Annotated in this window: 11 protein-coding genes; 2 read left to right on the top strand and 9 right to left on the bottom strand. The window is 34.0% G+C overall.

The genetic code is table 11. From position 1 onward, the window contains the following. The 4 genes from H602_RS0114265 to H602_RS0114250 all read right to left on the bottom strand — a co-directional run bounded on the left by H602_RS0114265 (position 1) and on the right by H602_RS0114250 (position 5,766). On the bottom strand, positions 1 to 4,344 hold the full coding sequence (locus H602_RS0114265) for a CusA/CzcA family heavy metal efflux RND transporter (protein WP_026978614.1): 4,344 nt from the start codon (positions 4,342 to 4,344) through the stop codon (positions 1 to 3). A 90-nt stretch (positions 4,345 to 4,434) separates the two neighbouring features. Further along, positions 4,435 to 4,761, bottom strand: a complete 327-nt coding sequence (locus tag H602_RS19975) for a DUF6660 family protein (protein ID WP_245574951.1) — start codon at positions 4,759 to 4,761, stop codon at positions 4,435 to 4,437. A gap of 90 nt (positions 4,762 to 4,851) precedes the next feature. Then, positions 4,852 to 5,193, bottom strand: coding sequence for a hypothetical protein (locus H602_RS0114255; RefSeq protein WP_026978612.1), 342 nt, complete (start codon positions 5,191 to 5,193; stop codon positions 4,852 to 4,854). Between the two features lie 51 nt (positions 5,194 to 5,244). Beyond that, positions 5,245 to 5,766, bottom strand: coding sequence for a DUF7935 family protein (locus tag H602_RS0114250; RefSeq protein WP_026978611.1), 522 nt, complete (start codon positions 5,764 to 5,766; stop codon positions 5,245 to 5,247). 830 nt (positions 5,767 to 6,596) lie between these two features. On the opposite strand from H602_RS0114250, the gene H602_RS0114240 reads away from it, so the two are divergent. Both H602_RS0114240 and H602_RS20235 read left to right on the top strand, forming a co-directional pair. Next, positions 6,597 to 7,163, top strand: a complete 567-nt coding sequence (locus H602_RS0114240) for a DUF6515 family protein (RefSeq protein ID WP_026978609.1) — start codon at positions 6,597 to 6,599, stop codon at positions 7,161 to 7,163. Positions 7,164 to 7,198: 35 nt separating this feature from the next. Then, positions 7,199 to 7,939, top strand: coding sequence for a hypothetical protein (locus H602_RS20235; RefSeq protein ID WP_211224090.1), 741 nt, complete (start codon positions 7,199 to 7,201; stop codon positions 7,937 to 7,939). A 494-nt stretch (positions 7,940 to 8,433) separates the two neighbouring features. On the opposite strand, the gene H602_RS0114230 is transcribed toward H602_RS20235, so the two are convergent. The 5 genes from H602_RS0114230 to H602_RS0114205 all read right to left on the bottom strand — a co-directional run bounded on the left by H602_RS0114230 (position 8,434) and on the right by H602_RS0114205 (position 13,477). Further along, the gene (locus H602_RS0114230) at positions 8,434 to 9,216 is read right to left on the bottom strand and encodes a hypothetical protein (protein WP_026978607.1); all 783 of its coding nucleotides are present in this window, start codon (positions 9,214 to 9,216) and stop codon (positions 8,434 to 8,436) included. A gap of 240 nt (positions 9,217 to 9,456) precedes the next feature. After that, complete coding sequence (locus H602_RS0114225) at positions 9,457 to 9,966, bottom strand: hypothetical protein (RefSeq protein ID WP_026978606.1); 510 nt, start codon at positions 9,964 to 9,966, stop codon at positions 9,457 to 9,459. Between the two features lie 590 nt (positions 9,967 to 10,556). Further along, entirely contained in the window at positions 10,557 to 11,288 is a 732-nt protein-coding gene (locus H602_RS0114215; protein WP_026978605.1) for a hypothetical protein, read from the bottom strand. A 111-nt stretch (positions 11,289 to 11,399) separates the two neighbouring features. Beyond that, entirely contained in the window at positions 11,400 to 12,476 is a 1,077-nt protein-coding gene (locus H602_RS0114210) for an HNH endonuclease family protein (protein ID WP_026978604.1), read from the bottom strand. Beyond that, positions 12,473 to 13,477, bottom strand: coding sequence for an adenine-specific methyltransferase EcoRI family protein (locus H602_RS0114205; protein ID WP_035759730.1), 1,005 nt, complete (start codon positions 13,475 to 13,477; stop codon positions 12,473 to 12,475). The genes H602_RS0114210 and H602_RS0114205 overlap by 4 nt, the downstream gene beginning before the upstream one ends. Positions 13,478 to 13,762 lie beyond the last annotated feature (285 nt).

The following is a 13,762-nucleotide window of genomic DNA, read 5'->3' as shown; positions in this document are numbered from 1 at the left end:
TTATTGATTGGTTAAATAATACAGATTAATGATGTTCTGATTGTATTTATAGACAGATTCATTGGCATTCAAGCGAATTTGAAAAGCAGTTTCAATACTGTTTACAAATTCAATATACGATATGGCGCCATTTTTAAAACTCTTATCTGCGTTAGTATTGATTTCCTTTGCATTAGGCAAAGCCACGTTCTCGTAATATTGCTGTAGTGCATTTGCTGTTTCCAATTGTTTTTTTTCTTGATCAAATGCGGCGTTTAGTTGACTTCGCACAAACAGACTATTTTTTTCTCCTACTTCAGTCTGGATCTTTGCCGCTTTCACTTTTGAAATTGTGCTTCCTGCAAAAATAGGTAACGCAATACCGACCGAAATGCCAGTAAAATCTAAACTACTGTCGTAAAACTTGTCCGTACTTTGTCCCATTGCAGCACCGTTCATGGATTGCATAAAATAGCCCACAGATACTTCAGGATATAATGCTGCTCTTTGCAATTTATGGCTGGCTTGTGCCAAATTAACTTGATTTTGTGCATTTTGTAGTTCTAAATTTTGATCGACAGAACTTTGCGAAGCATCATAAATCAGAACAGTTAATTCGTTTTCTGAAGGTATAAAATCAGCGTCCAATTGCATAAAATGCATCAATTTACTTTTTTCAATTTCAATCAATGCGGTATTCTGATTGATTTTTTGTTGCAATTCCATTTGTTTTACTACGGCAATATTTTTTTCCAAAGCATTGGTTTCGCCAGCATTGTACCGTTTTGTAGCGGCATCGGCAAATTTCAATAAAATGACATTTTGTTCTTGCAATACTTTGCTTTGCGATTGATAAAACAACATGCTGTTCCACGACTGCCGAATTGAAAACACCAACTCTTGCTTGGCTTTTGCCAAATTGGTTTCGCTCACTGAGCTGTTCATCTGCAATACTTTTTTTCGAGCGCCAATTTCAAACGGATTGAAACGCTGACTGATTTCAAAATTTCTATCGCTTTCAATTGAATTTAATTGACCAAAAGCACCGCTAATTTCAGTCTTAGGAAGTTCCCAAGCCGAATGGGTTAACTCTTTATTTCTTTGAAAGTCTAATTCAGTTGCTTGAATTTTTAAATTATTCTTTAAACCCAATGTAATGGCTTGCTGTTGATTGAGTAGTGTTACCTCTTGCGATTGTACCATGTTGATTCCTGAAATAAAAATCAATAAAGTTAGTGCAGTTGTATTCATTTTTATGGATTTTTTAAAACCAGTTTCTAAATAATAGTATAATATGGGAAGTACAATTAAAGTTAAAAGAGTAGCTGTAAGTAAGCCACCAATAACTACGGTTGCCAATGGTTTTTGCACTTCAGCACCTGCAGAAGTACTCAATGCCATTGGTAAAAATCCCAATGATGCTACCGCAGCAGTCATAATAATGGGACGTAAACGCGTTGCTGTACCCATTTTTATTCGCGAAACGACATCTGAAATTCCTTCTGCTTTTAATTGATTCATGTAACCGATCAATACAATTCCGTTTAGAACGGCCACGCCAAATAGCGCAATGAAACCCACTCCAGCTGAAATACTAAACGGCATGTCGCGCAGCCACAAAGCAAAGATTCCTCCGATAGCCGAAAGTGGAATCGCAGTAAAAATCAGTAGTGATTGTCGGATCGAATTAAATGTAAAATAAAGTAGAATCAAGATCAATCCCAGCGCTATCGGAACAGCAATCATCAGACGAGTACTCGCTTGAATTAAGTTTTCAAATTGGCCGCCATAGGTTACATAATAACCGTCGGGAAGCTTTAATTCTTTATCTAATTTAGTTTGGATTTCTTCCACCACACTTTTTACATCGCGATCTCGAACGTTAAAACCTACTACAATCCTGCGTTTCCCTTCTTCACGGGAAATTTGCATCGGTCCATTTTCCATGGCAATATCGGCTACTTGGTTCAGCGGAATTTGATTGCCTGAAGGCAAAGAAATGTATAAGTTTTCAAGATTACTTAAATCTTGGCGGCTTGAATTATCCAATCGAACTACAAGGTCAAAACGTTTTTCGCCTTCGTATACTACGCCTGCTTTCTCGCCTGCAAAGCCCATTTTTATCACGCGATTCAAGTCGTTTACTTTCAAGCCGTATGCTGCCATTTTATTGGAATTGTATCGGATGGTAATTTGTGGCAGTCCAGCTACGCGTTCCAATTCGGCATCTGCAACGCCTGAAATCCCACCAATTTTTTTTAAAACTTCTTCGCCTTTACTGACCAATAAATCAATATCGTCGCCAAAAATCTTAACTGCCACATCACTTCTCACGCCTGTCATCAACTCATTGAAACGCATCTGTATCGGTTGTGAAAATTCTGTAGTAACGCCCGGAATATCATCCAAAGCTTTTTCCATTTCTTTTGTCAGTACTTCTTTGGTTTTTCCTGACCTCCATTCGCGTTTGTCTTTTAATATAATTATCAAATCCGCGGCTTCCATTGGCATTGGATCTGTTGGGATTTCTGCTGAACCAATTTTGGAAACAATCATTTTGATTTCTGGAAATTGGGCTTTCAATAATTTCTCTGCCTTGGTAGTGGTTTCAATTTCTTGCGAAAGCGAACTTCCCGAAGCAATAATAATGTGCGTGGCAATATCACCTTCGTCTAAATTTGGTATAAATTCACCACCTAAATTTGAAAATATAAAAAGCGAAATGGCTAATAATCCCACAGAAATGCCAATTATCAAACCTTTTATTTCTAAAGCTTTGTCTAAAATAGGTTGGTAAAGCGCATTCAATTTATCAATAATTTTATCGCTGAAATTGCGCTTGCGATCGATTGTTCTGCTTAAAGCAAGCGACGTCATCATGGGAACATACGTCAACGAAAGCAGGAACGCGCCTAAAATTGCAAATGAAACCGTCTGTGCCATCGGTCCAAACATTTTACCCTCAATTCCTACCAATGCTAAAATGGGTAGATAAACGATCAAAATGATGATTTCTCCAAATGCAGCACTGGTCCTGATTTTAGACGAAGCTTGATATACTTCATCGTTCATTTCCATAGCAGTAAGTTTGGTTTTATTGCCTAATTTCAGTCGGTGGATGATGGATTCTACAATAATAATAGCGCCATCCACGATCAATCCGAAGTCAATAGCACCAAGACTCATTAAATTTCCGCTGACGCCAAAAAGCCGCATCATTGAGATGGCAAACAGTAAGGATAATGGAATTACTGAAGCAACGACCAATCCAGCGCGCCAATTTCCTAATAATAATACCAATACGAAAACCACGATCAAAGCGCCTTCTATCAGGTTTTTTTCAACCGTGCTGATGGTTCGATCCACTAACATGGAGCGGTCTAGAAAAGCAGTAATGTCAACACCTTCCGGCAAAGACTTTTTAATTTGCTCCATTTTTTCTTTGACCCGCTTTGTAACTTCGCCGCCATTTTCGCCTTTAAGCATCATTACCATTCCCGAAACATCTTCGCCTTCACCGTCTTTGGTAACGGCTCCAAAGCGTATGCTACTTCCAATTTGTACAGTGGCTACATCCCGAATTAAAATCGGAATACCGTCATTGGATTTAACGACTATTTTTTCAATATCATTAATGCTTTTTACCATACCAATACCTCGAATAAAGTAAGCGTACGGTTTTTTGTCAATGTAAGCACCTCCGGTATTTTCGTTATTTTGCGAAAGCGCTTCAAAAACCTCCGTAACCGAAGTATTCATGCTGTTCAAACGATCAGGCTGAATGGCAATCTCGTACTGCTTTAAATGACCGCCAAGCGTATTGACTTCCGCAATTCCTTTGATGCCCATCAATTGAGGTTTGATGATCCAATCTTGGATGCTACGCAATTCTGTAGGATTGAACTTTTCTTCAAATCCCTTTTTAGGATGCACAATGTATTGGTAAATTTCGCCCAATCCCGTTGAAACTGGTGCAATTTCAGGAACTCCCATGTCGGAAGGAATAGAGTTTTCCGCTTCTTTTAGTCGTTCGGCTACTTGCGTTCGTGCCCAATAAATATCAACGTCTTCTTCAAAAACCAACGTTATTACGCTTAAACCAAATTTACTTATGGAGCGTAATTCAATCGTTTTTGGAATTGTCTTGAGCGATTGTTCAATAGGATAGGTTATAAACTGTTCAATTTCCTGAGTAGCAAGAGTAGGGGAAGTAGTAATAATTTGTACCTGATTATTAGTGATATCAGGTAGCGCATCAATGGGTAAAGTGTAGGCAGAATAGGCTCCCACCAGAATTAAAGTAAACGTAAACAGTCCAATAATAAATTTATTATGGATGCTAAAATGAATGATTTTATCTAACATGTAACGCGAATAATTAATGAAAACAATGAAAAGCCTTTAGGATGAAAATCGTCAAATTGGATGTTCTTGATAAAGGGTGTTTTAAATTAATTATACGGCTTGAGGCGGTTGCCAAATGCTACCAGAATACGAATCCCTTAAGTTGGAAACGTAAAATGATTCTTTTAGAGGAATGGTTTGAAAAGGAATTGGAAATTCAATCGTCACATAGGAGACGTAGTTTAGCATTTGTAAACCGCAACAATTGCACACGCAAAATGGCGGACAAGTATCTTCGTGGTCACTGTGGGAATGAGTATCATGGTTGTGGTTCTTTTCAATAGCATGTGACGCTATAATCGTGTTCTCCGTATCAGTGCACGGATAAAACGAAACAGCGAGTAAGTAAAATGCCATTAAAAAATGCGTCCACTTCATAATACAATAGTAATGAAATTATGTCAAACCATTGGTTATTTATAACTTAAAATAATTTTAAATTACTTTAGTCTGTAAAAATATATCTTTCTACGTATTTGCTGATTTAACTTTATTGGTTTCCAATAATTCAATTAATTTAGAAGTAGCATCGTCTGCAGAAATGCCGTAACCGTTTACCAAAACACCCTTTAATCTAAATTTTTTAGACGAAATTGCATACAATATGGATTGGTCATCGGGATTCGAAATGCCTTCAAAACGATAGACTTTATCAATTTGAAAATCGGCTGGCGCCAAAGCATCTTTTGTCTGATGGCAAATGATGCAGTCTTCTTGCAGGTTAAAATCATGGACATAACCAATGAGCACGAGGTCATTGATGGTTTCTGATAATGTGCCGTAACTTTCTTGTGGTTGATTTTTGTTCATAGCTTAAAGGTAAACAATAAATTTGGAACACAATTTAAAAAACCACCTTATTTACCACATATCGCTCACCTCATCTTTAATAAAAGCCAATGCTGCGTTACTTGGTGAGTCCTTGTCAAATAATTCTTTTAAAATAAGTTCACGAAGTTCATTTGCAGTAGTAATTTCAGAAGTTGAAGCTGCTTTTCGAATCATTTGGTTGGTAGCATTCTTTGCCGTAACCACGTAACCCCAACAACTGCTTGAAACGTAAATTTGTTGCGTCAAGTTGTGTTCAAATTCTTGATCTATGGATGCGATTAAATAATCGGCATAATCATTTTTATCATTAGAAATAGGTGCTACACGAATCAAGAGTTTCGATGGATTAATGCGTTCTAAAAACAAAGAGAGCCTTTCATACGCCTGCAAGCGAAGCGGTAGAGCTTGTTTTTGTGTCTCCTTTTGGTTCAACCATCTTCGGGTGTGCTGTTGGTCTTTAAAATACGAATTAAATAGAAAATATGCCACACCGCCAGTTATAACAGAAGGCAAAGTGTAACTCAATAATTCGATAATTTTGGTACTGTCCATAGTTTAGATAAAGTTTGTGTGTTTATTTGTTGCTTCAAAAGTAAAGGGTTTTTTAATGCAAAACAAAAATAGAAGAATATTTAGGGTTGCGGCTGTAGCCGTTCTGGTTTTGCACGATTTATGTTAGCGTAAACAATAGGATAATTATCGGGACTCGATATTCTTCAAAACGCTTTACGATAACTCCATAAGTATGGTCGGCATGTAATCGGTTCTCCCGAGAAAACAGGACAGGCTGTTCAATACAGGTTTCATTGTTGTTCTGCCAACGCAACGAGCATCCATGTAAAAGCAGTAAATAGATCCTCGAAATAAATACTAACTGCACTACAGTTTAACTGTCTGCTACTAGTTTAATGATATGAGTATTCAAATTACTACTAGTCCATACGTATATATTGGTTTGGATATACACAAGGAAATATGGACAGTTTCAATCCAAACCGATATATTTATCATAAAACTTATTGTTTTGATTCCTATAAAACAAGAGTACTATGTTATTAATAATTTCTATAATCACGAGGTTTTTTTTGTTTATGAAGCAGGTTGTTGTAAATTTTCTATAGTGCGATATTTCTTAAATTTAGGAAGGAATTTTCTTTTAGTCAATCCAGCTGACGTGAAAACAGGAAATAAGGAGCGCTATCAAAAAACATATGCACTGTATGCGAAAAAATTATGCAATCAGTTGAAATCGGGCACTCTAAAAGGAATAATACTTAAGTTATGAATCCACAATTTATCAGGCTTTAATTGTTAAATATTTTATAATGAATTAAACCATTCTAAATATGAATTGTCTTTAATACATAATAAAAATAGTTCTTATGAGAAATCTTATCAAGCTTTCATTTCTATTAGTATTCTTCATAACATGGAATGAACCTATGTATGCGCAGAATTCAAGAAATTCTAAAAAGACAGTAATCGTTAAAAAAAGTAACCAACGGGTTCCTAGTAAAACAGTAATCTATAAAAAACCCACAAGAAAAGTTGTAGCAGTAAGAACATTATCTAATAAAACCATAGTAAAGCACAAAGGAATTAGCTACTACTATTCCAATAATAGATTTTACACGTACTCTGGAGGAAGTTATATTGTAATAGCTCCAAAGATTGGTTTTAGAATAAAAACCTTGCCTGTTGGATATATTAAAATAAAGCATCCAAATCGAGATTACTTTTGGTTCAACGGTGTTTTTTATAACAATGTTGATGATGGCTTTGAAGTAGTTGAACCAGAAATTGGTACCGTAATTTATGAACTTCCCGATGAATACGAGCGGGTTGAAGTAGATGGCAATACCTACTATGAGTTTGACAACGTACTTTATGAAAAAATCCAGATAGATGGAGCGAGGGCTTACGAAGTGACAGGCTTCATTGAACAATAAAACACTAAATTCTAACACTTAAATAATTACAAAAAATGAAACATTTATTAATTGTACTCTTAACACTTTCAAGTCTCTCTTCGTTCGCATCAAATAAGAGCAGTTTCCCAGCAGATACTACTCAAATAGGCAATAAAAACGTATTATATAAAGTTTCACAAGACGACAAATATGTTTACCTAAATATAAGCACCACAGATAAACAGGCGGCTATGTCCATCCTTAGAAATGGTCTTACCATTTATTATGACATTAAGGGAAAAGAAAAAAAGAATGTGTATGTAAAATATCCTTACAGTAATGAATCAAGACTTGTTGAGAAAGGTTCACTTGGAAATACTGATGTCAACGCTATTGATTTAAATAGTATGATTAAAAAATTACCGGCAGATGCAGAGTTTGGTTCTTTTGAAGAAAAGCAAGTGTTTAATAAAGACTTAAATAGTTTAGATATTGCAATTGCAAACCACTATACAGCTTCGAGTAAATTATTTGAATTTTCAATTAAAACCCCTAAAGCTAAAATAGCTTCCCAAGAAAACACTGATTTTTCTAAATTATCTATAGGCGTTGTTGCCAATAAAATGGAAGGTGCTGCTAATAAAGAAAGAGGGCAAGGTCAAAGCCAAGGAATGAGAAGTGGTGGTGGTGGTGGCGGTGGCGGAAGAGGAAATGGTGGCGGAGGCGGACGCGGCGGATCGAGAGGCCAAAGTGAACAACAATCAACTCCAACAGCAGAAAGAGCAACTGTTGATTTTTGGTTTGATGCACAATAAACACATACCTGTCCTAAACGTCTAAATATTCAAGTACTTTTATTCGTTATAATCGTCCTTCGAGCATTGGCAAAAAAACAGCTCATTTATTTTTTTCAGCGTTGACATTTGGCGTAGCGGAAAATGAATGGGCTGTTTGTGTATTGGCATTTTTAGTTCTAATTTTTGGTAATTTGTACGATTTTACGCGTTATGCACAACGTCAGTTCGTCTAAAAACCCTTCCAAGTTCCTATCTAAACTTAATTTTGAAGTAAATATAACCCATTTTCCGAACAATTATTCCGTCTTTTAAAAAATGCCGCACATTTTACTACATAAAAAAAGAGGATCATCTAATCCTCTCGATATTCTTCAAAACGATTTACGATAACTCTATACCTGTTGACGGCATGTAATTGGTTCTCCCGAGAAAACGGGACAGGCTGTTCAACACAGGTTTCATTGTTCGTTCTCCGAACGCAACGAACCCTTTGCTGTTAGCGGTTGTTTTTTTTAAAGTGATATATGGTTAAAAATTGCATTTTGTCTATACGATTTTATTACCAATTTTAAAGGTTTTTTATAAAACCCTTCATTATTAGTAATTTGATAAATTCTATAATTTTTGGTATCATAGTATGAATTTTGTTCTGGACTATATTCGTTATTATGCCAATCTTTTGATAGTTCTTGATAATTTCTTCTAAATCTTATTTTTGTTTTAGGGTCAAATAATTCGTTTTCAAGGTCGTGATTTGAATTTGACCAACCGTTTAACACTTCTGTACTATCTTTTTCTGTAATAATTGTACAGTTTAATAAAGAAAACATCATTTCCTTAATTACTTTACGTCCTGTTCCTAATGTGTCATTTAATTTTAATGTGTTCAATGCAGTAATAAATTCTTGATTAAAATTACTTTTTGTCTTTTTAACATTTGGAATTGTTTTTTCGTTTTTAAAACCCCAATAATCTCTATATGTATTTGATAAAAAGGGAATAGCATAACACTGATTTGTTGAATTAATTAACACTAATATTTTTTGTGGATCATTCAGACTGTCAGGTTCAGAACGGAGCTGAAGTTTAAATTCATTTTCTCCATAAGTAACACTTCTAACGAGTTTGTAATATTCGATTTGTTTTGATTTACCTTTTCTGAATTGTGGAAAATTATTAGTTAAATCTGAAATTGCTTTTTCCACATTTGCCTCATTATTTAGTTGTTTACAACCAATTAATATTATAGAAAAAAAAGAGAAAATTGAAATACGTATTAATATATTATTTTTCATTATTTAACTAATTTCCATTTGTTTACGATTTTTTTTTCAAAATATCATACAACGTCCTGTGGCTTTATTTCAGTTGCGAAGTTCGTAACTGGATATTTTCTGCCAACACTAAACGTTATGCGATACGTGAACGTGATTTAACCACTAAACTCGCAATTGAATAAAACCGTTGTTGTAACTCGTTTTTTTTTCGGTTTCGCTTCCGCACCGTTTAAGTCGGAAACAATTTTAAATTATACTTTATGGTTTATTTTTTAAAGAATCTATTTCTTTTTTTAAAGAAAGTATTAATGTGTTTTTTTCGTTCAGGAGAGTTTGAAAATGAATTATTGAATCGTTTTTTTCAAATATTTCTTTACGTTCTTTTTTTAGTGTTTCTGCATTGTTTTTTGATTCCGTATTATTTTTAATAAATACACCTAATATTGATCCAAATACTAAGAAGCAAAAATTTATTAAATACTTATTATTTAAATCGAATAAAGTTTTTTGTTTTATTTTAGTTTCAGTATCTTTTTCAGCCTGTTTATTCAATAAATATTTTTCAATGCCTACTTTATGTATGTCGTAAATTTCTGAACATGGATGATATTGATATCGTTTGTTATGTTCTTTAATCCATCCTTTCGACTTCAAAAATCTGATAGATTTATTACATATTTTGGTATTCATATTATTATCGGATACAACTCCTTCTAAAATTAATATTTCAACTAATGAATTTATTTCTTTATAATCTTCTTTATCCATAATATGCTCCAAAATGAGTTACAACTACTAGATATACGCAAGTCTATACAACTTTATATATCTTTTCGGTTCTCAAATATATACATTTAATCCCAACCCGGCAGATAAAAAGGGTCATCTCCCTAAAACCATAAAATACTATCAAAATCAACCCCATTTTACTGCATAAAAAAAGAGGATCATCTAATCCTCTCGATATTCTTAAAAACGCTTTACGATAACTCCATAAGTGTTGACGGCATGTAATCGGTTCCGTTCAACACAGGTTTCATTGTTCGTTCTCCGAACGCAACGAACCCTTTGCTGTTAGTGGCTGCACTTCTTTTCCACCGCTATATTTCTATTTCAATGAGGTTAACAGATTTCTTTCTGCGGTTGCTATATTTCTTTTAACGGTTGTCATATTTCTTTTGTCGGTTACTATATTTCTTCCTGCGGTTACTATAATTCTTTTAGTGGTTGTTATATTTCTACTTGCGGTTAACATATTTCTAATAGAGGTTAAAATAAAACTTATTGCGTAAGCAATAAGTTTTATTGATGTTGCTCTATTTCTTTTCGTGGTAGCAAGATTTCTTTTTTCGGTAGGTTTATATCTTTGGTTTCTTAAATTCTATTCCTTTTACCTGTGCAAATTGAGGACTGCTTGCTCCAAATACTGACTTAACGTATTTCTTTACTTCGTTGGCGGTTTCAACTAGTCCTGTGGTTGCAGAATATAACGTTTCGTTTCTTGCAATTCTTGAATTGCTTATGCTTGTATATGCAGTTGCAACGGCTGTATTTTTTGCGTTTAGGTCAGCAATTTTAGCTTGAATAGTTGCCGTTTGTAAATCGGTTTCGTTTGGTGTGTAACTTGTTTCAGCTTCTAAAACGGAGTTTAAACCTGCCAAATGTTGTATAAGTTGGTCATATGATTGTTGACTTGTAGAAATCGTTGTTGGTGCTGGAGCGTTTGGGTCGGTTGGTGTTTGCGAAGCAGACGCTTTTTTGCCTTGTAACTTTCTGTTAAAAGTTTTTGCGTTTCCAACTGTTTCGGCTGTTGCATCGGTTGTTTGTAAAGCATTTACCAATCGAGTAGAGTAGGCTTTTAAACCGCTGAAAGCGGTTATGCGTTCATTTACTTTATTGTTATAGTTTGTGTTTTTTGAAATTACATCTGTTAAGTTGCCTTCGGCAGATGCTTTTAATGTAATTAAATTAGACAGTTTTAAACTGCCTTTATATGGATTGTAGGTTGCCCCGTAACCTGTAGCGAACTCAATTAAATCTTGAAAGTTTGCTACGTTTTTTGCGTGTCCTGTTTCTGATGTTGATGCCATAAGTAAATTGGTTTTGAGTTAATAATCTTTCAAAAATAATAAAAAAAATATTTGCTTATACTATTGATATTAAAATAAATGGCTAACCGTAAGGTTAGCCATTTATTTAATTTATTTTCCAGATTTTCTTCTATTATCTTCTCTACATAACATTTGGCAATTTTCTGTTATGGTTTTACCACCAGAATGCCAAGGGTCAATGTGGTCAGCTTCCATTTCGTTTAATTCAAAATGTTGTTTACAATCTGTACAAATCCCTTTTTGTCTTTCGTAAGCTTCTCGCTTTTGTTTGTCGCTGAATGCTCGTATGTTTAAATGCTTTTCTTTGCCTGTCAAAACGTAAGAGTAAATTCCTTTTTTGTTTTGAACATCTTCGTCAATCATTAATTCGGTTATTTGCTCTTCTAATTTTTTAGAGTCAAATTTTTGGTCTTTATAATCATTGTAGAAAAATCCCCATTTCAAACCATTCATTTCTTTTCTGTATTTTGGAAATGTTGCTTTAATCCAACTTATTACACTTTGGAAATAAAGCCATAATTCATTTGCGTTTGGTTCGTGTTGGTTCTTGGACATATATTCTTTTATATTTCCATCTGAAATCCAATCTATTGCTGTTTCTAAATATTCTTGTCGATTTGCTGAACCACTTAAATATTCATCACCGATTTTTGGTCTGCTATTTTTAGAAAAATAACGTTTTGCATCAGAAACCCAAGAGCCTGAAAAAACTGCATTTCTTAATTCTTGCTTTGTTAAAACTTTACCTGCAATATTGATTGTTTCAAACCAATCTAATTTTTCACTATCCTCGCCAGAGCAAAAATAAACCATTAAAGGATAGTCAAGTATTTGCTCTTTCTTGTCATTTGGTAGACTATGAAAATAAAAACCGTCTATTGAAAAATCTCCTGTAACATATTGACAAATTGAAATAGTTCTTTGTTGTCCGTCTATAACTTCAAAATCGCCATCCTCACGAACAGCCCAATACATAACATTTAAAGGAAAGTCCTTTTGTAACGTATTTAAAACTGCGTTTCTTTCTTTTTCATCATATACAAAATTACGTTGATAAGGTGGTCGAATATCTAATCTACCACTATAACCGACAACGCCATTTTCATTGTTATCTTTATAACCAGTTGTTAATTCTCGGACAGTTATTTCTTTAAGTTCAATATTCATATTTTTTTGTTTTTTACAAATATTCTTGCATACGTATTTTTTCCATTTATTAATGGTCGTGCGTCTTTATCTCCTAAAAAAGGAATACCAACAATTTCTTCGCTGTAGCCTGCTGAAGCCGATAAACCTAAAATTTCAAATTGTTCAACACTATATTTATCCAAAAAAGTTATTGGAACGCCCATAATACCTTTATAGTCTACCGGAATATCTTTTGTCTTATTAACATTTATAGCATCATAATTATCATAGGTTGGATATTCTTCTAAAGTATATGGTTTATATAAAATTAAATCTTCGTGCCTTTTATTTATATCGAGATTAGTAAACCAATGTACTCCTGAAACTCTAATCATCCCGTCTCTATGGTCGCCAGCAGTTGCATAGTCTTCATATTCTGTATTAATAAAATGACCTGCACCACCTTTAAAACCATATCCAAGCCAAAGTTTGTTTTCTTTCATTAACTTAAATATATCCTTATAAGTAATTGCGTTTTGGTGTCCTACAATTAGGAATTTTTTATTGTATTCAATAAGTTGTGCAACATATTCACGAAAAAGTGAAAAAGGAGGATTTGTTACAATAATATCTGCTTGTTTCAAAAGTTCAATACTTTCTTTGCTTCTAAAATCTCCATCTTCTTTTAATGCAATAATTCCAATTTCTTCTGGGTCAGGAATATTGTTACCGTTTTTGTCTCCATCATATTCTAAATAAATTGCCTTATCAGAATCGTTTTGACTAAATAAATCAGCATCTTGATTTTTATAACACGTTGCAATAAGTTTTTTAAGACCTAAATGTTCAAAGTTATACGAGAAATAATGAAAAAAATTGCTAACTCTTGGGTCGTCACAATTACAATAAACTACTTTGTCTTTAAAATGTTCTTTGTAGTGTCGCAATTCATTTTCAATATCGGGAAGTTGAGTATAAAACTCGTCTTTTTTGTTATTCTTTGCTTTATGTAAATTTTTATTTTGTGCTTCTTTACTCATCTTATAATTGTTGATAGACAAAAATAGTTTTTTAAAATGATTTTTCCATTTTTACTTTTAAAGAAAAAAATATGTTTTGAAATACAGTACGTTTTTTTATACTATTTTCTTTGCGGTTTGTGTAGCTCGAGTGTTGCCACTAACGTTTCGCGGCTTTGCGAGGTTGCGAACTTCGGAACCGAGATTTTTCTGCTAAGATAAAATTTTTTGCGAAAGATAAACTTGATTTTACCACATATTTCGCAATCTCGCAAAACCGCTGTTGAACTAAACCTTCGGTAGCGT

The organism is Flavobacterium tegetincola DSM 22377 (assembly GCF_000425485.1).
In the GTDB taxonomy this organism is placed as follows: Bacteria; Bacteroidota; Bacteroidia; order Flavobacteriales; family Flavobacteriaceae; genus Flavobacterium; species Flavobacterium tegetincola.
The sequence above is the reverse complement of the archived record's forward strand: the minus strand, read 5'-3'. Positions and strand labels throughout refer to the sequence as shown.

Coding starts and splice junctions, on each gene's coding strand:
- H602_RS0114265 (WP_026978614.1), bottom strand. CDS start 4,344: ATGTTAGATAAAATCATTCATTTTAGCATCCATAATAAATTTATTATT.
- H602_RS19975 (WP_245574951.1), bottom strand. CDS start 4,761: ATGAAGTGGACGCATTTTTTAATGGCATTTTACTTACTCGCTGTTTCG.
- H602_RS0114255 (WP_026978612.1), bottom strand. CDS start 5,193: ATGAACAAAAATCAACCACAAGAAAGTTACGGCACATTATCAGAAACC.
- H602_RS0114250 (WP_026978611.1), bottom strand. CDS start 5,766: ATGGACAGTACCAAAATTATCGAATTATTGAGTTACACTTTGCCTTCT.
- H602_RS0114240 (WP_026978609.1), top strand. CDS start 6,597: ATGAGAAATCTTATCAAGCTTTCATTTCTATTAGTATTCTTCATAACA.
- H602_RS20235 (WP_211224090.1), top strand. CDS start 7,199: ATGAAACATTTATTAATTGTACTCTTAACACTTTCAAGTCTCTCTTCG.
- H602_RS0114230 (WP_026978607.1), bottom strand. CDS start 9,216: ATGAAAAATAATATATTAATACGTATTTCAATTTTCTCTTTTTTTTCT.
- H602_RS0114225 (WP_026978606.1), bottom strand. CDS start 9,966: ATGGATAAAGAAGATTATAAAGAAATAAATTCATTAGTTGAAATATTA.
- H602_RS0114215 (WP_026978605.1), bottom strand. CDS start 11,288: ATGGCATCAACATCAGAAACAGGACACGCAAAAAACGTAGCAAACTTT.
- H602_RS0114210 (WP_026978604.1), bottom strand. CDS start 12,476: ATGAATATTGAACTTAAAGAAATAACTGTCCGAGAATTAACAACTGGT.
- H602_RS0114205 (WP_035759730.1), bottom strand. CDS start 13,477: ATGAGTAAAGAAGCACAAAATAAAAATTTACATAAAGCAAAGAATAAC.